General features: G+C 36.3%; 16 protein-coding genes. 9 read left to right on the top strand and 7 right to left on the bottom strand.

Annotated elements, in window-relative coordinates:
* Positions 1 to 49: 49 nt before the first annotated feature.
* Positions 50 to 379: a HesB/IscA family protein gene (locus tag FFWV33_RS04190; RefSeq protein WP_108739754.1), complete on the bottom strand. Its 330-nt coding sequence runs from the start codon at positions 377 to 379 to the stop codon at positions 50 to 52.
* A gap of 411 nt (positions 380 to 790) precedes the next feature.
* Here FFWV33_RS04190 and FFWV33_RS04195 point away from each other — a divergent pair, with 411 nt between their 5' ends.
* From FFWV33_RS04195 to mfd, 9 genes are all read left to right on the top strand, one after another.
* Positions 791 to 1,753 carry a YjgN family protein gene (locus FFWV33_RS04195; protein WP_108739755.1) on the top strand — a complete coding sequence of 321 codons (963 nt, stop codon included), beginning with the start codon at positions 791 to 793 and terminating at the stop codon, positions 1,751 to 1,753.
* Positions 1,754 to 1,756: 3 nt separating this feature from the next.
* A complete protein-coding gene (locus FFWV33_RS04200) occupies positions 1,757 to 2,824 on the top strand; it encodes a M48 family metallopeptidase (protein ID WP_108739756.1) in 1,068 nt (355 codons plus the stop codon).
* Between the two features lie 110 nt (positions 2,825 to 2,934).
* Positions 2,935 to 3,792, top strand: coding sequence for an MBL fold metallo-hydrolase (locus FFWV33_RS04205; RefSeq protein ID WP_108739757.1), 858 nt, complete (start codon positions 2,935 to 2,937; stop codon positions 3,790 to 3,792).
* 223 nt (positions 3,793 to 4,015) lie between these two features.
* Positions 4,016 to 5,641 carry a S8 family peptidase gene (locus FFWV33_RS04210; RefSeq protein WP_108739758.1) on the top strand — a complete coding sequence of 542 codons (1,626 nt, stop codon included), beginning with the start codon at positions 4,016 to 4,018 and terminating at the stop codon, positions 5,639 to 5,641.
* A gap of 159 nt (positions 5,642 to 5,800) precedes the next feature.
* Entirely contained in the window at positions 5,801 to 7,663 is a 1,863-nt protein-coding gene (locus FFWV33_RS04215; RefSeq protein WP_108739759.1) for a M1 family metallopeptidase, read from the top strand.
* A gap of 430 nt (positions 7,664 to 8,093) precedes the next feature.
* Entirely contained in the window at positions 8,094 to 9,161 is a 1,068-nt protein-coding gene (locus tag FFWV33_RS04220; RefSeq protein WP_211316284.1) for a BamA/TamA family outer membrane protein, read from the top strand.
* A 42-nt stretch (positions 9,162 to 9,203) separates the two neighbouring features.
* The gene (locus tag FFWV33_RS04225; protein WP_108739761.1) at positions 9,204 to 10,346 is read left to right on the top strand and encodes a geranylgeranyl reductase family protein; all 1,143 of its coding nucleotides are present in this window, start codon (positions 9,204 to 9,206) and stop codon (positions 10,344 to 10,346) included.
* Between the two features lie 58 nt (positions 10,347 to 10,404).
* Positions 10,405 to 11,004 carry a hypothetical protein gene (locus FFWV33_RS04230; protein WP_108739762.1) on the top strand — a complete coding sequence of 200 codons (600 nt, stop codon included), beginning with the start codon at positions 10,405 to 10,407 and terminating at the stop codon, positions 11,002 to 11,004.
* Positions 10,997 to 14,365, top strand: a complete 3,369-nt coding sequence (gene mfd / locus FFWV33_RS04235; RefSeq protein WP_170111536.1) for a transcription-repair coupling factor — start codon at positions 10,997 to 10,999, stop codon at positions 14,363 to 14,365. The genes FFWV33_RS04230 and mfd overlap by 8 nt, the downstream gene beginning before the upstream one ends.
* Positions 14,366 to 14,761: 396 nt before the next feature.
* Here the strand turns inward: mfd and FFWV33_RS04240 are convergent, their stop codons facing one another.
* The 6 genes from FFWV33_RS04240 to FFWV33_RS04265 all read right to left on the bottom strand — a co-directional run bounded on the left by FFWV33_RS04240 (position 14,762) and on the right by FFWV33_RS04265 (position 21,524).
* A complete protein-coding gene (locus tag FFWV33_RS04240) occupies positions 14,762 to 16,129 on the bottom strand; it encodes a murein hydrolase activator EnvC family protein (RefSeq protein ID WP_108739763.1) in 1,368 nt (455 codons plus the stop codon).
* A 25-nt stretch (positions 16,130 to 16,154) separates the two neighbouring features.
* Positions 16,155 to 16,958 carry a lipoprotein insertase outer membrane protein LolB1 gene (lolB1, locus tag FFWV33_RS04245; RefSeq protein WP_245891652.1) on the bottom strand — a complete coding sequence of 268 codons (804 nt, stop codon included), beginning with the start codon at positions 16,956 to 16,958 and terminating at the stop codon, positions 16,155 to 16,157.
* 9 nt (positions 16,959 to 16,967) lie between these two features.
* The gene (locus FFWV33_RS04250; RefSeq protein WP_108739765.1) at positions 16,968 to 18,314 is read right to left on the bottom strand and encodes a tetratricopeptide repeat protein; all 1,347 of its coding nucleotides are present in this window, start codon (positions 18,312 to 18,314) and stop codon (positions 16,968 to 16,970) included.
* 111 nt (positions 18,315 to 18,425) lie between these two features.
* Positions 18,426 to 19,442, bottom strand: a complete 1,017-nt coding sequence (locus FFWV33_RS04255) for a sugar phosphate nucleotidyltransferase (RefSeq protein WP_108739766.1) — start codon at positions 19,440 to 19,442, stop codon at positions 18,426 to 18,428.
* A 139-nt stretch (positions 19,443 to 19,581) separates the two neighbouring features.
* Positions 19,582 to 20,016 (bottom strand): dUTP diphosphatase, encoded by a 435-nt coding sequence (gene dut, locus FFWV33_RS04260; RefSeq protein WP_108739767.1) that lies wholly within the window; start codon positions 20,014 to 20,016, stop codon positions 19,582 to 19,584.
* Positions 20,017 to 20,057: 41 nt separating this feature from the next.
* Complete coding sequence (locus FFWV33_RS04265) at positions 20,058 to 21,524, bottom strand: lipopolysaccharide biosynthesis protein (RefSeq protein ID WP_108739768.1); 1,467 nt, start codon at positions 21,522 to 21,524, stop codon at positions 20,058 to 20,060.
* Positions 21,525 to 21,639 lie beyond the last annotated feature (115 nt).

Genomic DNA, 21,639 nt, shown 5'->3' on the forward strand with positions numbered 1-21,639 from the left:
CCACTAGTCTTAAATTATTTTTTTATTCTAAAATTAAAAACAGATTGTTCTACAAAGAAAATGACTCTCCACAACCACAAGTTCTTGTCGCATTAGGATTATTGAATACAAATCCTTTTCCGTTTAAACCTCCTGAAAACTCCAAAATCGTCCCTGCCAAATACAAGAATGATTTCTTTTCAACAGCAATCGTGATATCATTATCTACAAATATCTTATCGTCATCTCCTTTTTTGTCATCAAATTTTAAATCATATGACAAACCGGAACAGCCACCACTCTTCACGCCTACTCTTACATAGTCTTTGGCAGCATCAAAACCATCGTCTTTCATTAAGTCGACAATTTTCTTTTTGGCTTCGTCTGAAACTTTTATCATTTGCTTATTTTTTAAGAACCAACTAGCAACTTTTACACCGCTATATTGATTTTGTCTAAATTAACTGCAAAGATAGTGTTTAAAAATCTTTTTTAACAACTGATAACATTTTTATAACTAATAAGAGAATAGAAATTATTTATCGAAAGCAAAACAAACAAGCTCTTTATTTATCGAAAATTAAAAAAGTCTAGCTCTACTATCTTATTAATTAGCAAACAGACAAAAATAGCGAAATCAAAATCTAGATTTTAACAGTCTAAAAAACTAACTATCAGTTTATCAACCAAGAAGCCACTACTACTTCTCTTATAATTATTCTGAAATATTATCGCCTTTTGTTTTTATTAACAAACTAAATAGTATATTTTTATCGCCGAATATTTTTACTTTAAATTATAACAGTCATCTATGGAAAACTTTTCGTACACGAAACAAAACTACGCCTTACAATTCAATGGTAAGGGTGGCGATTTTTTTGGCATTATTATGGTCAATTGGCTTTTGACAATTATCACACTTGGTTTTTATTACCCTTGGGCAAAAGCTAAAAAACTACAGTACCTCTACAAATCAACATCTTTAAACGAAGATAGCTTTGCTTTTCATGGTACCGGAAAAGAAATGTTTAAAGGTTTTATTAAAGCAATTGGGTTTTTCGTTATAACGATTACAGTAGTATCTGTTGCATTTTACTTTGCAGACATTTTGCACTTAATCCCTTTTACACTTTACCTTATATTAATAGCAGTTTTACCAATTGCCATTCATGGTTCGTATCGCTATAGAATGTCACGCAGTTCGTGGAGAGGTATCCGATTTGGATATAGAGGTGACCGCAAAGAGTTCACACTTTTATTTTTCAAATGGATTGGCTTAACCATTATCACTTTAGGATTTTATGGTCCATGGATGGCCATGCACATGAGAAATTATCTTTTAGGAAACGTTCGTTTTGGCGATGCCGAATTTAACTATGAAGGTGATGGGGGAGATTATTTCATATTAAACCTTAAAGGGTATTTGCTAACATTAGTCACGCTAGGTATATATATGTTCTGGTGGCAAAAAGATTTGTTTGACTATTATGTAGACAATTTGAGCATTCAAAAAGGGAAAGATTCTATCCAATTCAACTCAACAGCTACTGCAGGTGGGTTTTTCAAAATTATCATTACAAACTTACTATTGGTGATTTTTACTTTGGGTCTTGGTTATGCTTGGGCAGCAACGAGAACCATGAACTTCATTTTTAATAATATTGAAGCAGAAGGTGATATTGATTTGAATACCCTAATGCAAACCGAAGAAAATTATAAAGATGCAACTGGCGAAGACGTTAGTGATTTTTTAAATTTAGATACTATTATGTAAATCATGAGCAACAAAACAACTGCTGTATTCTATGATGGCAAAACGGCTATTCCTCAACAAATAGCCGTTTTGTTGCATAAAGCACATGCCACAATCGAATTCCAGACTATAGATCTTGAAACCATCAAATGGCAAATCAGAGACATTTCTTTTGACAAACGAACTGACAGCTTGTTCTTGGAACACGGAAAAGATACTTTGCAACAACTTAAAATTGAAGATTCAGTTTTTATTAAAGAACTTCAGTCGTACCGAAAAGACAACGGCCAAATTGGTTGGTACCAAAACCTACTCGATCTAGGAACCACTTCGCATGTTGTTGTTGCACTTTCGATCCTAGCCATCATTGCCTTGTGTTATGTATATGCGATTCCGTGGGTAGGTGAAAAATCGGTAGTGTTAATTCCTGAAGAATATGATGACAAATTGGGTAGCTCCGCTTTTCTAGAAAATGAATATTTTGTCTCTGTGGATGCTGCCAAAACCAAAACCTTGAATGAATTTGCAGCACAGCTACAACTGCAAAACACCAAAAAACTTAAATTTACCGTAGTAGATTCAGATGAAGTAAACGCTTTTGCATTGCCAGACGGAAACATTGTTGTCTTTACAGGAATTCTGAAAGAAATGAAGAACTATGACGAGTTAGTGGGTTTACTAGGTCATGAAGCTTCACATGTTAACAACCGACATTCGATGAAAATGCTTTGTCGATCGCTCTCTGGCTATTTATTTGTATCTATAATTTTGGGAGATGCCAATGGTGTCATGGCGGTTATTGGTGATAACGTCAATAGTTTACAATCTCTTTCGTTCTCAAGAGAATTTGAACGTCAAGCAGATGAAGATGGTTTTAAAATTTTGGTCAAAAACAAAATCAATCCACAAGGAATGGCTAATTTGTTTCAAAGATTGAAAAAAGATACATCCATCACAATTCCAGAATTTTTGAGTTCGCACCCAGTTACAGACGATCGAATTTCGACCATTACCAAAATGATAAAAGACGACTCTTTTTCGTTTACTGAGAATCCAAACCTAAAACGATTATTTGTAGAGCTAAAGCGTTAATTGTTAAAACACGCTCAAAGTTCACCCTTACCAACGGATAATATGTTTGAATTTTCATAAATTGCAATGTCAAAACACTTATTTCTGACTGTTTAAAAAATGAATAATCAATGAAACTATATCCAATAGAAACCGGAAATTTCAAACTTGATGGTGGCGCTATGTTTGGCGTAGTACCCAAAACAATTTGGAACAAAACCAATCCCGCAGACAACAATAACCTCATCGATATAGCAGCGCGCTGTTTATTGATCGAAGATGGTAATCGCCTAATTTTGATTGATACCGGAATGGGCGACAAGCAATCCGATAAATTTTTTGGCTATTATTCCCTTTGGGGATCCCATACCATGGACAAATCTTTGGCGAAATATGGTTTTGCAAGAGAAGACATTACCGATGTGTTTTTTACGCACCTACATTTTGATCATTCTGGTGGCGCTGTACAATGGAACAAAGATAAAACGGGCTACGAACCTGCTTTTAAAAATGCAAAATTCTGGAGCAACGAAGACCATTGGAAATGGGCTACTAAACCAAATCCAAGAGAGAAAGCCTCGTTTTTGTCTGAAAATATTTTGCCAATGCAGGAAAGTGGTCAGCTTCATTTTATAAACAAAGCCGACGGAGATTATGGTTTTGCTAGTGAAATGGACTTTTCGATTTTTTATGCAGACGGTCATACCGACAAACAAATGATCCCGATTATAAGTTACAATGGCAAAACAATTTGTTTCATGGCCGACTTACTTCCTACCGCAGGACACATCCCTATCCCGTATGTGATGGGTTATGACACGCGCCCGCTATTGACGATGCCCGAAAAGACAAAATTTCTAGAAGAAGCCGCCAACAATAATTACTATTTATTTTTGGAACACGATGCGCACAACGAAATCATTAGGGTGCAGCAAACTGAAAAAGGCGTTCGACTGAAAGATGTTTTTAAGAGCGAAGATATCTTTTAAACTTTCGATAAAAAAAATTTAACCAACTGCAAAACACCATTCTGAGCCTTGATTTGATAGTACTAAAATGAAGTTTGAAAGCCCACTCCTTTCCGATTCAACAGAAAAATGTGCTTTTAGGTGGCATATTTTCAATAAAAAGTACTAACATACTGTTAAGTCTGTGTATTGTTTAAAATAAATCTGTACTTTCGAATATTATTGTAAAATCTAATTTAACATTATGAATAGTTTCAAACCATTCTATATTTCTGCCTTTGCCATATTGGTGCTTAGCAGTTGTAGTACTCAAAAATCAGCATTTAACTTCAGCAAGTTTAGTCCAATAACTGCACCTTTAAATGTAACCAAAAAAGCAGCTTTAAAAGAAGCAGATCTTAAACGTTGGAGCCATCTTGACATTCAAAAAGACACCGTTCCTGGAATGAGTGTTGACAGAGTGTATGCTGAATTGCTAAAAGGCAAAATGGGCCAAAAAGTAATTGTCGGAATTATAGATTCTGGTGGAGACATCGAACACGAAGACTTGAAAGCCGTTGTGTGGACAAATCCTAAAGAAATTCCTGGAAACGGAATTGACGATGACAAAAATGGTTATGTGGATGATATTCACGGTTGGAATTTTCTTGGCGATATTGTCAAAGAAAATTTAGAATACGAAAGAATTGTAAAGAACAAAAGCATTACAGACGAAGCAACTTACTTGGCTGCCAAAGCTGAAAATGATCAGGAAATAACTGCTGCTTCAAAGAAAAAAGGGCAGTACGAAGAAATGAGCTCTGTATTGACAGAAGCTGACGCAACTATTGCTGCTACTCTAAATAAAGCAGATTATACGGTTGAAGAAGTAAAAGCAATAAGTTCAACAGATGACAAAGTAATCAAAGCAAAAGGTTCAATCGAACGTTTTTTCTCTTTTGGTATGCCAATTAGCAAATTAAAAGAAGCCTTGAAAGGTGAACTTGACAAAGCAAATGCAACTTTGAGCGGTGACAACATGAAACAAGACTACCGTAAAGTAGTTGGTGACAACCCAAATGATATTAACGATACCAAATACGGTAACAATAATGTAATGGGACCTGATGTTAAAGAAACCCTTCACGGTACACACGTTGCCGGAATCGTTGCTCAAGTGCGTCACAATGACAAAGGTGGTGATGGTGTTGCTAACAACGTAGCAATCATGACTGTTCGCGCCGTGCCAGATGGTGATGAGTATGACAAAGATATCGCATTGGCTATTCGTTATGCTGTGGACAACGGTGCCAAAGTAATCAACGGAAGTTTTGGTAAAGCGTTTTCTCCTCAAAAACAATGGGTTTTTGATGCGATTAAATATGCTGCTAGCAAAGACGTATTGATCGTTCATGCTGCTGGTAACTCTGCAAAAGACATTGATGTTTTTGACAATTTCCCAAATGACTCTGAAGACAAGAAAACGGAAATAGCAGACAATATGATTACTATTGGTGCCTTAAACTTTGAATACGGACCAAAAGTAGTTGCTCGCTTTTCTAACTTCGGAAAATTAAACGTGGATGTATTTGCTCCTGGAGTTCAAATCTATGCTACTACTCCAGAGAATACGTACCGTTTTCTTCAAGGAACCTCAATGGCGTCTCCAAATGTTGCAGGTGTTGCAGCATTGATTCGTTCTTATTTTCCAAAATTAACGGCTTCACAAGTAAAACATATTTTGATGGATTCTGGTGTAGCAGTTACAACAGATATTATCGTAGGCGGAAAACCTAGTGATATGCGTCCTTTTGCAGATTTATCAGTTTCTGGTAAAATGGTAAATGCTTACAATGCCTTTTTGATGGCAAGCACAATGTCAAAAAAATAAAATTTGTATACTTAACCCGTACAAATTAAACCTAATACTATCTAAACCATTAAGAAACTAAAGACCATTACCTTAAAATGATTCTTAGTTTCTAAATGGTTTATTTTTTTTAAAACCAAACTGAATTTTAAACTACTCTTTTTATTTAAAGCAAAACCTATGACAAAAAAGATATTCTTACTTGCTATATCAGCATTTTCACTGGGATCGTATGCCCAAAATACTCCTTACTGGCAACAGAAAGTAGACTATAAAATGAACGTTTCTATGGATGTTGAAAAATTTCAATACAAAGGAGACCAACAATTAGTCTATACCAACAACTCGCCAGATACTTTGAAAAAAGTGTACTATCATTTGTTTAATAACGCTTTCCAGCCGGGTAGCGAAATGGACGAACGCCTGCACACGATCAAGGATCCTGACGCACGTATGACGGGTAAAGAAAAAAACGGGAAAGAAAACCGTATCAAAAATTTAAAACCGAACGAAATTGGCTTTTTGAACATCACCAACTTGAAACAAGATGGTGCAGTGGCAAAAACCAAGGTTACAGGAACAGTTCTCGAGGTGTTTTTGGCAAAACCAATTTTACCACATTCTTCTACAACTTTAACCTTAGATTTTAACGGACAAGTACCGGTACAAATTCGTCGTTCAGGTCGCAACAATTCTGAAGGAGTTGCTTTGTCTATGTCACAATGGTACCCAAAATTAGCTGAGTTTGATTTTGAAGGTTGGCATGCAGATCCTTATATCGCGAGAGAGTTTCATGGTGTTTGGGGAGATTTTGACGTAAACATTACCATTGACAAAGCCTACACTATTGGAGGATCTGGTTATTTGCAAAACCCGAACGAAATAGGTCACGGCTACCAAGACAAAGGTCTTGAAGTAACGTATCCTAAAAAAGCAAAAACGCTAACTTGGCATTTTGTTGCACCAATGGTACACGATTTTGCTTGGGCAGCAGATCCCAATTATGCACACGATATCTTGAAAGGTCCAAACAATGTTGATATTCACTTTTTATACAAAAACGAACCTGCTACGGTTGAAAAATGGAAACAAGTAGAACCAATGATGGTCAAAGTTATGGAGGGTTACAACAAAAAAGTAGGTCCGTATCCATACAAACAATACTCGTTTATTCAAGGTGGCGATGGCGGAATGGAGTATGCAATGTGTACTTTGATGCTTGGTAACGGAACTGTAGATGGTATTTACGGAACTGCAACACACGAATTGGGGCACTCTTGGTTCCAACACATTCTAGCATCCAACGAGTCCAAACATCCTTGGATGGATGAAGGTTTCACGACTTATATTCAAGATTGGGTTATCAATGATTTGGCTGCCACAAAAGAGAGTAATCCATTTGAAGGCAATTACAAAACATACTACTACCTTGTAAATTCTGGCAAAGAGCAACCACAAACTACTCATGGTGACCGATATGACGAAAACCGTTCGTACAGTATCGCATCCTATGTAAAAGGAAGTATTTATTTGTCTCAATTGGGTTACTTGATTGGACAAAACAATTTGGACAAAACCTTAAATCGCTATTTTGAAGATTTCAAATTCAAACACCCTACTCCAAATGACATCACAAGAACTGCAGAGCGCGTTTCTGGAGCCGAATTGGATTGGTATTTAACCGATTGGACACAGACCGTAAACACAATCGATTATGGTATAAAAGAAGTTACAGAAAAAGATAACAATACCGTTGTCGCTCTAGAACGTATTGGTAGAATGCCAATGCCAATGGATATTTTGGTTGAATACACAGATGGAACCAAAGAAAGTTTCTATGTTCCTTTGCGAATGATGTATTTCGAAAAAGAAAACCCGACTCCAGAAATTAAAAGAACGATATTGAAAGACTGGCCATGGGCAGCTTCTAATTATGAATTTTCAATTTCGAAAAATAAATCGAGCATCAAAAAAATCACCCTTGATCCAAGCGGATTAATGGCAGATGTGAAGCAAAGCAATAATACATACGAATCAAAATAATATTTTTATCAATGACGACAGGTTTTCCAAGTTTATTGAAAGCCTGTCTCATTGAAAAAAACCAAATCCAGAACAGTTTACCTCTTTCTATTTAATTCTGGAAATAGCATTGTCCAAAAATGTAAACAGCAATACTCTGGATAAAAAGCTACAATTACAACCATTCATTTTTATCCTTTCAAAATAGTCTTCAAAAAAAAATTTCGCTTTCATAAAAGTTGTTTCTTTATGAGATCAAAGCAAATTTTTTATGTGGCTTAGCAAAAAATGGTTCCTCTACTTCAGTAGTTTTATGACACTCTTTGTTTGTCACCATTCCTACGCTCAAACTACGGATCAAACAAGTAACTGCCCTATAAAAGCATTGCCTGAATATTTCTGCAAAAAAGATACTACTTGCATCGTAGTCCCACAAAAAAATAATTTTTTCATGGTTTTACCTGTTCTATTTGTACAACCTGCAAATGGTTTGCTTTATGGCGCAATAGCACAATACACCTTCAAAGGAAAATTACCAAGAGATAAGTATTCTTCTGCTTTTATAATGGCGACCTACACCACCAAAAAACAATTGTTGGTCGATGCCAAAAGTAATTTTTTATTAAACCACAATTCGCTATATCTATGGGGTGACTGGCGCTATTACAAATTTTCGCAATCCAATTATGGTTTAGGATCTGATAATGTTCCCTCTGGCAAAAATGACTTCACTATAGAATCTATAGCCCAACCCATGAAGTACGATTATATAAAGTTTTACCAAACTGCATCATTACTTGTAGCTCCCAATTTATTTTTGGGCGCGGGCATCCATTTTGATGGTTATTTGAATATTGCAAGCCTACCTACTGAAGGCACTACTACTCAACAAAATTACCACAACACTTATAATTCACAGTTCGGCTTTAACAATAATCACTATTTAGTAAAGAGTTTCAGCCTCAATTTAATTCATGATTCAAGAGACAATTTGGTCAATCCCAATCACGGCTGTTTCACCAATCTAAATTTAAAATCAAATTTAGAATTTGGTAAAAATGCCTTTTCGAGACTTATTCTATTTTCAGAATTCAAATATTATGTCCCCTTAAGCCACACCAACAAACAACACGTATTGGCATTTTGGAGTTACGGTCAGTTTTTGTTAAAAGGCCATCTACCCTATTTAGGTTTACCTGCAAATGGTGGCGACCAAGATAGTCGCTCAGGACGCGGTTACACCCAAGGTCTATTTCGAGGACAAAATCTATACTACTTTGAAACAGAATATCGTTTCCCGTTGAGCTGTAACCAGCTTTTGAGCGGAACTGTATTTACCAACTTTACGTCTACAAGTGACAAAGCTCGAAATATTGCTGTTTTACAATACATTCAACCAGCCTTTGGATGTGGATTAAGACTGTTAATTGATAAAACTACGCGAACCAATGTGGTAGCCTCTTATGGAGTAGGACGCCATTCTAAAAGCTTTTATGTAAACACCGGAGAAACTTTTTGATTATTAAATTTTATTCCACTAGTTTTGAAAAAAATTGAGAGAATGAAATCATTTGATGTAGCCATTATAGGCAGTGGACCTGCGGGTGCTTCGGCAGCCTTTGAATTATCAAAATCAGGAATTTCTACCGTTATTATCGAAAAAGAAATTTTACCCAGGTACAAAACCTGTGGTGGCGGATTTGTTTTTAGAGGGTTAAAAAACATGCCTTTTGATATCTCATCTGTAATCGAAAAGCAGTTTTATTCTATCGATACCTATTTTTCAAACAAACAATCCCATCTTACCACCGCACGTGACCAACCGATCATCACAATGATCATGCGCGACAGTTTTGACAACTTAATTGTAGAAAAGGCCAAAGAAAACGGTGTGACTTTGTTGCAAGATCACAAAGTAGAAAGCATCACATTTGGCGAAAACCAAATTTTACATACCAACCAAGGTCCAATTCAAGCCAAATTTATCATTGCTGCAGACGGCGCTTTGAGTCCGATTGCAAAAATGACGGGCTGGGTAGAAACGAGACTCATCATTCCGGCTCTGGAATACGAAGTAGAAGTTCCCGCCGCCGATTTTGAACGACTGTCTCAAAATGTTCGTTTCGACATTGATGCAATACCGTATGGTTATGGCTGGTGTTTCCCAAAAAAGAATCACCTCTCTATTGGGGTTGCTGTTATGATTAAAAGCAATAAAAAAATCAATTTAAAAGAATATTACGCGACCTATTTAAAAACCTTGGGAATTACCGAAATCATTAGTGAATCGGCTCATGGTTTTGTGATTCCGGTGGCACCAAGAACAGATAATTTTGTTCGAAAAAATGTATTTCTAGTCGGTGACTCAGCAGGATTGGCTGATCCTTTGGTAGCCGAAGGAATTTCGAATGCAATTTTGAGCGGTGTTCAAGCAGCACAAGCTATCGCTGAAGCAGCATTAGACCCTGAAAAAGCAGCGGCGCTTTACCATGCAAAATTGGAGGCTACCATCTTGCCCGAAATACGCACTGGAGCAAAACTATCGCATTACTTTTATAATCAAAAAACCTTTAGAGATTTGGTCTTAAAAAAATACGGTCAAAAAGTCGCTGAAGCCATGACCGATTTATTTATGGGCGAAAGAACCTATCCAAGCGATTACAAAGCAAGTATTGCAAAGAAAATTAAAGGTGCAATCTTTTAATGATTAAAGCATAAAAAGCAATTTAGTTTGTAACTTTGTACTTCTTTTTAAACCCATTATGAAAAAAATTCTCTCTTGTTTACTAGGTCTTGTTGTCTTACTTTTTTCATGTAAAGACGACAATCAACAACGACTTGCCGAAAACAAAAAAGAAGCAGCCAAGAAAGAAATTATTTTTTCACAAATAGAAAAAGGATGGATTTTCTACGACAGTCCAATCAATGAAACCGCAGAGGAATCTGAAAAAACATGGAATGAATTTCGAATGTTTTTGACTGAATTATCCAAAAAGCCAAAGAAATCTATTGAAGCCTTTCAACAAAGAGCAAGTGCCATTTCAAAGGCCGCAATGAATTTGAACAACAATATTCCGATTGCTTTTGACCAACCACAAATCAAAAGTCGTATTTCTGTGGTTATTACCAAAGTTCGAATGATGGATTTGTACATTCACTTAGACAATATTCCGGCCAAAAAAGTCGTTGTTTTAATTAGCGAAATCAACCGAGAATTGGCTACCCTTCAAAGAGAAATGGACAAAACAGTCGAAAAAAGTAAAATCCCTGTTGAAGAAGGCGAAGCCGACCTAAAACAAATGTTAGACAATACCAGAGCCATCCCGACTACTGGCCCAACTAATGTAATCACCATTGAGTAAAGCAGCACTATATAAAACATACGATAATTTGCCCAAAACGGTGCAAATTGCCAAACTATTGCAAGATAAAAAAGAACTAAAAATGCATCTCAAGGGATTGCTAGGTTCTTCTATTTCATTCACAATTCAGTCAATTTTCAAAAAAACAGCCCTCCCCTTTTTACTTGTTTTAGAGAACAAAGAGGAAGCTGCTTATTTCTTGAATGACTTAGAGCAAATGGTCGGTGAACCCGATGTATTGTTTTACCCAGCATCTTATCGCCGTCCGTACCAAGTAGACGAGACTGACAACGCCAATGTTTTGTTACGTGCAGAGGTGCTTAACCGCATTAATTCGCGCAAAAAACCCGCAATTGTAGTCACCTACCCCGAGGCATTGTTCGAAAAAGTGGTCACTCGTAAAGATTTAGACAAAAACACATTAAAAGTTAGCGTAGGCGATAAAATTTCGATCGATTTTATCAACGAAGTCTTATTCGAATATGAATTTAAAAGAGTGGATTTTATTACCGAACCCGGAGAATTTTCGGTTCGTGGTGGTATTGTCGATGTTTTTTCATTTTCGAATGATAATCCGTATCGAATCGAATTTTTTGGAAACGAAGTGGATAGCATGCGTACCTTCGATGTAGCCACACAACTTTCGATAGAAAAACAAACTAAAATCACGATCATTCCTAATGTTGAAAATAAGGTTTTTCAAGAAAACAGAGAATCATTTTTAGATTATATTTCAGAGAAAACCGTTTTAATTCTTCAAAACACAGAAGGATTTTTATCACAACTTGACAAGCAGTTTGCCAAAGCCGAAGAAGCTTTCGCAAAATTAAATACCGAAATCAAGCGCGCTGCACCCGAGCAATTGTTCTTGAACCAACCCGAATTTATTAAACGTGCTTTGGATTTTTCGATTGTAGAATTAGCTTCGAAACCTGTTTTTAAGGCCACCGAAAAATTCGAATTTCATATTCAGCCGCAACCGTCTTTCAATAAGCAATTTGATTTGTTGCTGAATAATTTGAGTGAAAATCATTTTAATGGTTTGACTAATTATTTATTTTGTTCGAATGACAATCAGGCAAAACGATTCCACGACATCTTCGAGACTTTGGATGAAAGCAATTCTGAGAACATTCGAAAACAATACAATACAGTGGTTTTACCATTGTACCAAGGTTTTATTGATACCGAAAACCAAATTGCTTGCTATACTGACCACCAGATTTTTGAGCGTTACCATAAATTCAACCTCAAAAGTGGCTATTCGAAAAAGCAAAACATTACTTTAAAAGAGCTTACCGCCTTAACCGTTGGGGATTATGTAACACACATTGACCACGGAATTGGAAGGTTTGGTGGTTTGCAAAAAATACAAGTAGAGGGGAAAACCCAAGAAACTATCAAACTTGTCTATGCTGATAATGACATTGTGTATGTGAGCATTCACTCGCTACACAAAGTGTCAAAATATACTGGAAAAGACGGAACGCCACCAAAAATTTATAAGTTAGGCTCGAATGCCTGGAAAGTTTTAAAACAAAAAACCAAAGCCAGAGTCAAGCATGTAGCCTTCAATTTGATTCAGCTATACGCCAAAAGACGTTTGGACAAAGGCTTTGCTTTTGCTCCAGACAGCTATTTGCAAAACGAATTGGAAAGTTCGTTTATCTACGAAGATACACCCGACCAATACAAATCGACTCAAGAAGTCAAAGCCGACATGGAAAGCGATCGCCCGATGGACCGATTGGTTTGTGGTGATGTAGGTTTTGGAAAAACGGAGGTAGCGATTCGCGCCGCTTTCAAAGCGGTGGACAATAGCAAACAAGTCGCTATATTGGTGCCGACCACTATTTTGGCCTACCAACATTACCGAACATTCACCGAGCGATTGAAAGATATGCCCGTGAGTGTGGGTTATTTAAACCGTTTTAGAACTGCCAAACAAAAAGCAGAAACCCTGAAGCAATTGGCCGAAGGCAAACTAGATATCGTTATTGGAACCCACCAATTGGTGAACAAAAATGTCGTTTTCAAAGATTTAGGTTTATTGATTGTGGATGAGGAGCAAAAATTTGGTGTGAATGTCAAAGACAAACTCAAAACCATTGCCGCTAATATCGATACTTTGACCTTGACGGCAACGCCGATCCCGAGAACCTTACAATTCTCTTTGATGGCAGCCCGAGATTTATCGGTTATTACGACACCTCCACCCAATCGTTATCCTATTGAAACTAATGTTGTCGGTTTTAGCGAAGAAACAATTCGAGACGCGATTTCGTATGAGATTCAGCGCAACGGACAGGTATTTTTCATTAACAATAGAATCGAAAATATTAAAGAAATAGCTGGTATGATTCAGCGACTCGTTCCTAATGCCCGCGTGGGTATTGGTCACGGTCAAATGGATGGTAAAAAATTAGAAGAATTAATGTTGGCCTTCATGAACGGGGAATTCGACGTTTTGGTAGCAACAACAATTATTGAAAGTGGTTTGGATGTACCCAATGCCAATACCATTTTCATCAACAACGCTAACAATTTCGGACTCTCAGACTTGCACCAAATGCGTGGTCGTGTGGGACGTAGCAACAAAAAAGCCTTTTGTTATTTCATCTGTCCTCCTTACTCCGCCATGACCGACGATGCCAGAAAACGTATTCAAGCATTAGAGCAGTTCAATGAACTTGGAAGCGGGTTTAATATTGCCATGAAGGATTTGGAGATTCGTGGTGCTGGAGATTTATTGGGTGGTGAACAAAGCGGATTTATCAACGAAATTGGATTCGACACCTATCAAAAAATCTTGAACGAAGCCATTGATGAGTTAAAGGAAAATGAATTCAAAGATTTGTATCCAGAAGACAACGATATTGAGACGAAAGAATATGTCAAAGACATTCAAATAGACACCGATTTTGAGCTTTTATTCTCAGATGAATACATCAACAACGTTTCGGAGCGATATAGCTTGTACAACGAGCTAGGCGCAGTTAAAAACGAAGAAGAACTAATGGTCTTCCAAAACAAACTGACGGATCGTTTTGGTCCAATGCCACCACGTGCAAAAGCATTGATGAACAGCATCCGTATTAAATGGATTGCTAGCGGTATTGGTATCGAAAAACTGGTAATGAAAAAAGGTAAAATGATTTGCTATTTTGTTTCTGATCAACAATCTGACTTTTACCAAACCAATCGTTTTAGAGATATTTTACAGTTTGTACAAAAAAATACCGGTATTTGTAAAATGAAAGAGAAACAAACTCCTGCCGGTTTGCGCTTGCTCTTGACTTTCGACAATGCCAAAACTACTCGAAACGCATTGGAGTTAATGGAAAAATTGGGTGGAAAATAAGGTTGAAAATAAGGTTGAAAAAAATCAAAGTTCAAAAATCAATTGCAAAAGTCAATTTTAAAAAATTAAAATCTTGCTTCTTTGAGTATGCTATGTTGAATTCATTTTGAGAGCTATAGAAACTTCTTTTCTATATTCCCCCGAGATTTGTTGATTATTTAATGAAATTCAAAAATCAGGTTGAAAAATCAAATTTGGGTAAGGAAACTTTATGAATTCCAGATTTTGCGTTAGGGATGGTCCCAAAACCTCCAAACAGCATCGCTTTGCTATTTTTTAAAGCAAAACATACAGCGCATACCCAATTAGAGTACCGAAATCATTAATTTAGCGAAACAAAAAAGCTTCCGCGACAAAATTGTTACGGAAGCTTTTTTTATACTTAAAACAATGTTTTTACATGTTTGACAACCATCCTTGAGGATTGGTATAGGTTGTATTTTGCAATAATAAGAACTTTATCACGGTTTTACCCGTTTCTCCACTTGTTCTCACACGACCCAAACTTTGTTTGATATTTACTTTGTCTCCTTTACTAACCGAAACTGAACTCAAGTTTTGGTAGACTGTGAAGTAATCTCCATGCTGAATCATTACGGCTTTGTTCACCGGTGACAAGATCATTACACTAGCAACTTCTCCACCAAATACGGCTCTTGCATTAGCGCCTTCTTCGGTTGTGATTTCGACACCACTGTTATGAATCACCAAAGTATTGTAAATTGGGTGTGCTTGATCTCCGTAGCCTAAAGAGACAAATCCTTTTTCTACTGGCCAAGGCAACTTTCCTCTATTGGCTCTAAAGTTATCTGCAATCAGTTTAGATTCTGGTGTAAGTTCAATTCTAGAAGACGAAACTTCTGCACGAGGTGGTGCTGGTTCTTTTTTGACTTCTTCTTCAGCTGCAGCAACAGCTTTTTTGATTCCTCTATTTGATTTTCCAGCAGCAGCAGCGGCGGCAGCAGCTTTTTCGGCAGCAGCGGCAGCACGTGCAGCAGCAGCGGCTCTTGCTTTTTCGGCAGCGGCTTTTCTATTGGCTTCGGCAATTGCCTCACGAATCAATCGATCGATTTGACGGTCAATGTTTTTGGACTCACTTTGTTTTTTTCGAATATCAGAAACGATGCGGTTTTTATCTTTTTTGATTTCGTTTACCAATTTTTCTTGCTCTACTCGTTCTTTTTCAAGTGATATACGCTCTTTTTTGTTTTCTTCTAATAAACGTATTTTTGCTGCTTTTTGCTCTTGCAACTTTTTGTTAATAGATACTAACTCGAGTGATTTCCCCTTAATTTCTTCACCTTGCTCTTTTCTAAAGTTGGTATATTGTTTTAAATATTGCACTCTTTTGAAAGCTTGTAAAAAGTTCTCAGACGAAAGGATAAACATCGCGCGACTTTGCTCGGAACGACTCTTATAAGATTGCACAATTTTCTTGGCGTAATCTTCTTTTAAAACGTTTAACTCTCTATTTAACTCGTTTATTTTTAATTGATTGCGATACATATCATCACCCAACAATTTGGTTTGTTTGGTTGTAGTATTGATCAAAGTCTCCTTTAGCTTGATTTTGTTTTTTTGAATCAAGTACACGGTCATTGCTGACTTTTCTTTGGATTTGATTCCTTTCAACATGTTCTCATTGTCCCTAATTTCTCGTTGAATTTGGGCTTTGCGTTGCTCTAACTTTTCTTGTTGAGTAGATTGACTCCAGAGAACAGAAGTCATGCAAATAAAAACTAGGCTTAGAATAAACTTTGGCATGTTGACAATATATTTTTGTGCAAATTTAATTAATTAAAATTCTTTTGTACCCATTTGGCACACTATATGGAAAAGAAAGTTCATCGCTGAAGTTTACATCGGTGTATTCTAGGTTAATTTCTGTTTTTCCTTTCTCCTGACTTGCATTAATATACAGTTGCAACGGCATTATTTTAGTATCAAAATTTTTATAATTGCCGTAATTCATTTCGATTTTTCGCCCTTTGTCAGATTGGACAACTTCTTGCTTTCTAACTTTGAAATTTTCTGCGTCAATGTAAAACGTTTTTTGAGTAGTATTATTGGCTTTATCTTCCAATTTATACGATTGCTCTTCTTGTGTTTGGGTGTATTTACCTTTTCTTAAATCGTCTAAAGCTTCACCCATCAACATGTTCTGTACTTTGTCATAATCTAAGTCGGTTCCTAGCCATTGGCTTAACCCACTAAAATCACCTTCAAAATAGGTTCCTTTTATTTTTTCGTAATAACTAACTTTTTCAGGCGTAATCAAGGCTTTGGCCATGGTAATTCCTAGAAAACGAACACTAACCAAAATTTGCTTGTCTTTTTGAATTCGGATCTCGGCAGTTACATTTTGCGTTTGTTTTCCGTTGTCAAAACGAACATTAGATTTGATGTACACGGCCGAAAAATCGGTTTTGTTGTCGTAATGTTTGCTAATTATAGAACTAGACTTCATTTCTTTAACCGCCTCTGTCGAGGTGTTTTGAATCAATGACTTCTTTGATTTACAAGAAACTACTAGCAAACTAGTAGCCAGCACGCCAATCATGAAACTTCTATTTACTATGGATTTAATCTTCATTTTTGTTTTTTATTTTTTTAATAACTGATTTGCTTTCGAAAAATACAATTCCTTCTTAGCCATATCTCCAAGCCCATTGTAGGCTTCTCCAAGCTGGATATTGAAATTGATTTCTAAAGCTTTGTCCTCAACTACAAAATCCATACCCATTTCAAGGAACTCTTTTGCTTTTTTAAATTGCCCCAACTGATTATTTCCTAATCCCGAAAAATAATAGAATTGTGGTTGGTTGGGAAATAAATCAATCAAATCAGTGGCTTTTTTTGCTACTTTGTCAAACTGCTTCGTGTCTGTGTAGGCTTGCAGTAGCAGTAAATTGGTTTCTACGCCAACGCTTTCGCTCTTTTGATTGGCAATTTCATAAAATTGTATGGCTTTGTCGTATTGTTGTTTGCTATGGTAAAATTTACCCAACTCTTGCGCTACGTTTATGTCGGAATCGTTATCAAAATACCCAACGGCTTTTTCTAAATCTGCTGCATATTGTGGATTTATATTCACAAAAAGCAGAAATTCATTAAGAATACGATGTTTTATTTTCGAATCAATTTTACTGCTTTCCAGCACAAGATTCATTGCTTTGACCGCCTTATCACCATCTTTATTTTCTAAATGGTATTTGAACAGACTTACCTGCGCCCATACAGAACTTGGTATTTCTTTCTCCAACTCTTTTGCTGTTTGAAGCACTTTTTCTATATCATTATTTTTCGAATACAAATAAATCAATGATACATAGTTAGATTCCTCTTTTGGCGCTTTTTTAATTTGTTGTAGCAAGTTTTCAATCTCAGAACTTTGGTATTTACCTTGAGAAAGAATCTGAATTTTGTAGGCTTCACGTCGATCCGATTTCCCTACCGTTTCATTTAACTCATTGATTAAAGCCAACGCTTTATCAAACTGCGATGTATTCATGTACAATGAGGTCAAATCTTCTTTGAACTTGGCATCAAATGGGATTAATTTGTTGATGGTCATAATGCCGCCAACAAAATCTTTGGTAGCGTAATTGACATCATAAATACCTACGAGAAACCATTTGTTAGTAGGGTCAATCTCATTTGCTTTTTCGAAAGAAGTAATGGCGTTATTATAGTTTTTTTGAGCTAAATAATTTTTACCTAATTCGAAATGGACTGTAGCATTTTGTGGCTCTAACTTTAAGCACTTTTCTAGCGAAACAATTGCTTTGTCATAATTCTCAATTCCTTTTTGTTTTAAGGCTTCAAAAAAATAGTCTTGAAATTTATCTTTATCAGTGGGTTTGTACTCGCCCGTATCTTGCGCATACACGAGTGTTGCGTTGCATAGCAACACAGCAAACCAACATACCAAAATAGATTTATACCTCATTTAAAACTACCTTTTATCGTTAAAAAACAAAATTCAGAAAGAAAAACCATAAAACAACTAACTGATTATATTTTTCTTCCTGAACTGTAGTACTATTTTTTTTTTCGAAAATTATTCTAAAACTGAATAATCACCGATGCTCACACTTGTGAATTTACCATCAAAATTTACATGGTTTCCGATCATAGCATTATCTAAATCGGCATTTTTTATATGTGCATGCGTTTGAATCAAACTATTTTTGATCGTGCTATCAGTTACATGACAACCTTTTCCTAATGAAACATTTGGTCCAACGGTAGCGTTAATCAACACTACATCATCAGCAATATTACAAGGCGGAATGATCGTACTGTTTTCCAACTTCACGTTTGAAGCTACTAATTCCACACCATCAGATTGAAGAAAACCAAGCATTCTAGTATTGGTCTCTACCGTTACATTTTTGTTTCCGCAGTCCATCCATTCGTCAACACTACCGGTTTTAAAAACTTTTCCGTTAGCCATCATGCCTTTGATACCGTCATTGATTTGGTATTCTCCACCATTTTGGATGTTGTTGTCCAAAACATTTTGTAACTCCTTTTTCAAATCGGCAACCTCTTTGAAATAATATATTCCGATTACGGCTAAGTCGCTCACAAATGTCTCTGGTTTTTCAACCAACTCTACAATTTCAGACTTATCGTTTAATTTTACAACTCCGTATGCTTCAGGTTCGTCTACTTGTTTTACCCAAATTACAGCATCGGCAGTTGGATCCAATTCAAAATCGGCTCTAATCAACGTATCTGCATAAGCAATAACTGCAGGTCCAGACAACGATTCTTTGGCACACATAATGGCGTGACCCGTTCCTAGCGGTAAATCTTGGCGGTAAATTGAAGCTTTTGCTCCCAAATCTGTTGCCAATTTCTCCAAACTTTTGACTACATCGTCACCAAAAAAAGCAGGATCACCCAATACGAAAGCTATTTCGTCAATAGGTTCTTTCAATATTTTGGCAATATCCTCTACCAAACGGTGAACGATTGGTTTACCTGCAACAGGAATTAATGGTTTTGGTACGGTCAAAGAATGTGGGCGAAGACGAGAACCACGTCCAGCCATTGGAACTATTATTTTCATTTTTTTTTATTTAAATTCTTAGGCAACAGCCTTTGAATGTCTATTTTTAATTTTAAAATCTAAAGACTGCGTAGCAATAACATTTACTCCAAACTGATTACTGCAACTGAATACTGAGACTGAATACTGCGACTGAGCACTACTTCACCCCTGTACTACCAAACCCACCTTCACCTCTTTCGGTTTCAGATAGTATTTCGACCTCAGACCAATCGGCACGTTCGTGTTTGGCAATAATAAGCTGTGCAATTCGCTCTCCGTTGTTAATCACAAAAGGCTCATTGGATAAATTTACTAAAATCACTCCAATTTCACCACGGTAATCGGCGTCAATTGTACCAGGACTGTTAAGTACTGTTATTCCGTTTTTAAAGGCTAGTCCGCTTCTTGGTCGTACTTGTGCTTCGATACCTATTGGTAATTCGATAAAAAGACCTGTTTTAACGATTGTTCTAGCCAGTGGCTGTAATGTTACCGCTTCAACCAAATTGGCCCTTAAATCCATGCCTGCAGAAGCTATCGTTTCATAACTCGGCAAAGCATGTTGTGATTTGTTTATAATGTTTATTTTCATTTTATATTTTTTTCGAATAAAAAGCAGTCGAAGATAGCCTTCTACGCTTTTTTTCTATTGGCAATACTCATTAATGTTTCTTTTTCATTGTGGTAAATAAAATATACAAATACCAGCAATAACGCAATACCTACAAAATAATTTTCTCTAAATTTATAAAAAGAAATACAAGAAAACAGAATCGATAATCCCATGTAGCTACCGATTTTTTTGAAATCATACGGAATTGGATAGTATTTATTTCCTAGAAAATAAGAAATCCCCATCATACTTCCGTACGCAGCGAGCGTAGCAATCGCAGAACCCATATAACTCATGGACGGAATTAACAGGTAATTTAAAACCAAGGTGATCACGGCTCCAACAATCGATATATAGGCTCCGATATAGGTTTTATCAATTAATTTATACCAAACCGATAGATTAGTATAGATTCCTAAACAAAAATTAGCCAAAATAATCAAAGGCACTACCTTCATCGCTACCCAGTAAGAAGAGTCAAGAATCATATAAGATTTAAATAAATCGGCAAATACAATCACACTCAGCATGATAAGCGAACCAAAGATGACAAAATATTTGGTTACTGTTGCATAGGTATTTGGTGCGTTTTTGTCTGAAGCATGGCTAAAGAAAAAAGGTTCAATCCCTAGCGTGTATGCGGTGCGGTACAAAACCATAAACAAACCGAGCTTGTAGCAAGCAGAATACACCCCAACCTCTGAATCTGCGATTTGCGCCGGAAGTAATTTGCCCAATAGTATTTTGTCAAATTGCTCATTGATTGCAAAGGCAATTCCGGCTACCATAATCGGTAAACCGTATCGCATCATTTTCTTCCATAACCCAAAATCAAATTTCCATTTTAAGAAAATGTAATCCGGTGAAAGGACGATAAACGTAAGCAAACTTGAAATAATATTGGCTAAGAAAATATAACCAATCTCGAAATTCTCGATATATACCGAACTTACAAATCCTTGTGGATTCTCTTTGGCTACAACTGGAAAATAAAGCAAGAATAAAACGCTCAAAATCAAATTGACCAATACGTTTCCTATTTTGATTAAGGCATACACCATAGGTTTTTGCACTGCACGCAGCTTCGAAAATGGAATGATCACAAAAGCATCCAAAGCCAAAATCCAAATCGTATAGGTAATGTATTGCGAATCAATCCCAGACCATTCTGCCAGCGATGTTCTAAACAACAAAGCAGCAAAAAGGAAACAGATGGTAGTCCAGAAGATCGAAATCATAGACGTTTCAATCACCGATTTCTTATTGTCTTCATTGCTATAGAATCTAAAGAAAGCCGTTTCCATACCATAAGCTAATATGACATTGAAAAAGATCATATAGGCAAAGATGATGGATACTTTTCCATATTCCGCCTTGGGTAATAAATTGGTATAAAGTGGCACCAACAAAAAACTAAACATTCTTGGCAATACTGTGGCCAGTCCGTAAATAGCAGTTTGTTTAAAAAGTTTTTTATATAATCCCAAAATGACTTATCTATTAATTCGAAAGCAAAAATAACAATTCTTTTGTTTAATCACGGAAAGTTAGGCAAACATTAGGTTTTGACCCACTAAGTATACAACTTCAACGTTCCTAAAA

This window comes from Flavobacterium faecale, from assembly GCF_003076455.1.
Taxonomy (GTDB): domain Bacteria; phylum Bacteroidota; class Bacteroidia; order Flavobacteriales; family Flavobacteriaceae; genus Flavobacterium; species Flavobacterium faecale.

Bases quoted from the DNA above. Each gene is read 5' to 3' on its own strand.
- FFWV33_RS04190 (WP_108739754.1), bottom strand. From the start codon at position 379: ATGATAAAAGTTTCAGACGAAGCCAAAAAGAAAATTGTCGACTTAATG.
- FFWV33_RS04195 (WP_108739755.1), top strand. From the start codon at position 791: ATGGAAAACTTTTCGTACACGAAACAAAACTACGCCTTACAATTCAAT.
- FFWV33_RS04200 (WP_108739756.1), top strand. From the start codon at position 1,757: ATGAGCAACAAAACAACTGCTGTATTCTATGATGGCAAAACGGCTATT.
- FFWV33_RS04205 (WP_108739757.1), top strand. From the start codon at position 2,935: ATGAAACTATATCCAATAGAAACCGGAAATTTCAAACTTGATGGTGGC.
- FFWV33_RS04210 (WP_108739758.1), top strand. From the start codon at position 4,016: ATGAATAGTTTCAAACCATTCTATATTTCTGCCTTTGCCATATTGGTG.
- FFWV33_RS04215 (WP_108739759.1), top strand. From the start codon at position 5,801: ATGACAAAAAAGATATTCTTACTTGCTATATCAGCATTTTCACTGGGA.
- FFWV33_RS04220 (WP_211316284.1), top strand. From the start codon at position 8,094: ATGGTTTTACCTGTTCTATTTGTACAACCTGCAAATGGTTTGCTTTAT.
- FFWV33_RS04225 (WP_108739761.1), top strand. From the start codon at position 9,204: ATGAAATCATTTGATGTAGCCATTATAGGCAGTGGACCTGCGGGTGCT.
- FFWV33_RS04230 (WP_108739762.1), top strand. From the start codon at position 10,405: ATGAAAAAAATTCTCTCTTGTTTACTAGGTCTTGTTGTCTTACTTTTT.
- FFWV33_RS04240 (WP_108739763.1), bottom strand. From the start codon at position 16,129: ATGCCAAAGTTTATTCTAAGCCTAGTTTTTATTTGCATGACTTCTGTT.
- lolB1 (WP_245891652.1), bottom strand. From the start codon at position 16,958: ATGAAGATTAAATCCATAGTAAATAGAAGTTTCATGATTGGCGTGCTG.
- FFWV33_RS04250 (WP_108739765.1), bottom strand. From the start codon at position 18,314: ATGAGGTATAAATCTATTTTGGTATGTTGGTTTGCTGTGTTGCTATGC.
- FFWV33_RS04255 (WP_108739766.1), bottom strand. From the start codon at position 19,442: ATGAAAATAATAGTTCCAATGGCTGGACGTGGTTCTCGTCTTCGCCCA.
- dut (WP_108739767.1), bottom strand. From the start codon at position 20,016: ATGAAAATAAACATTATAAACAAATCACAACATGCTTTGCCGAGTTAT.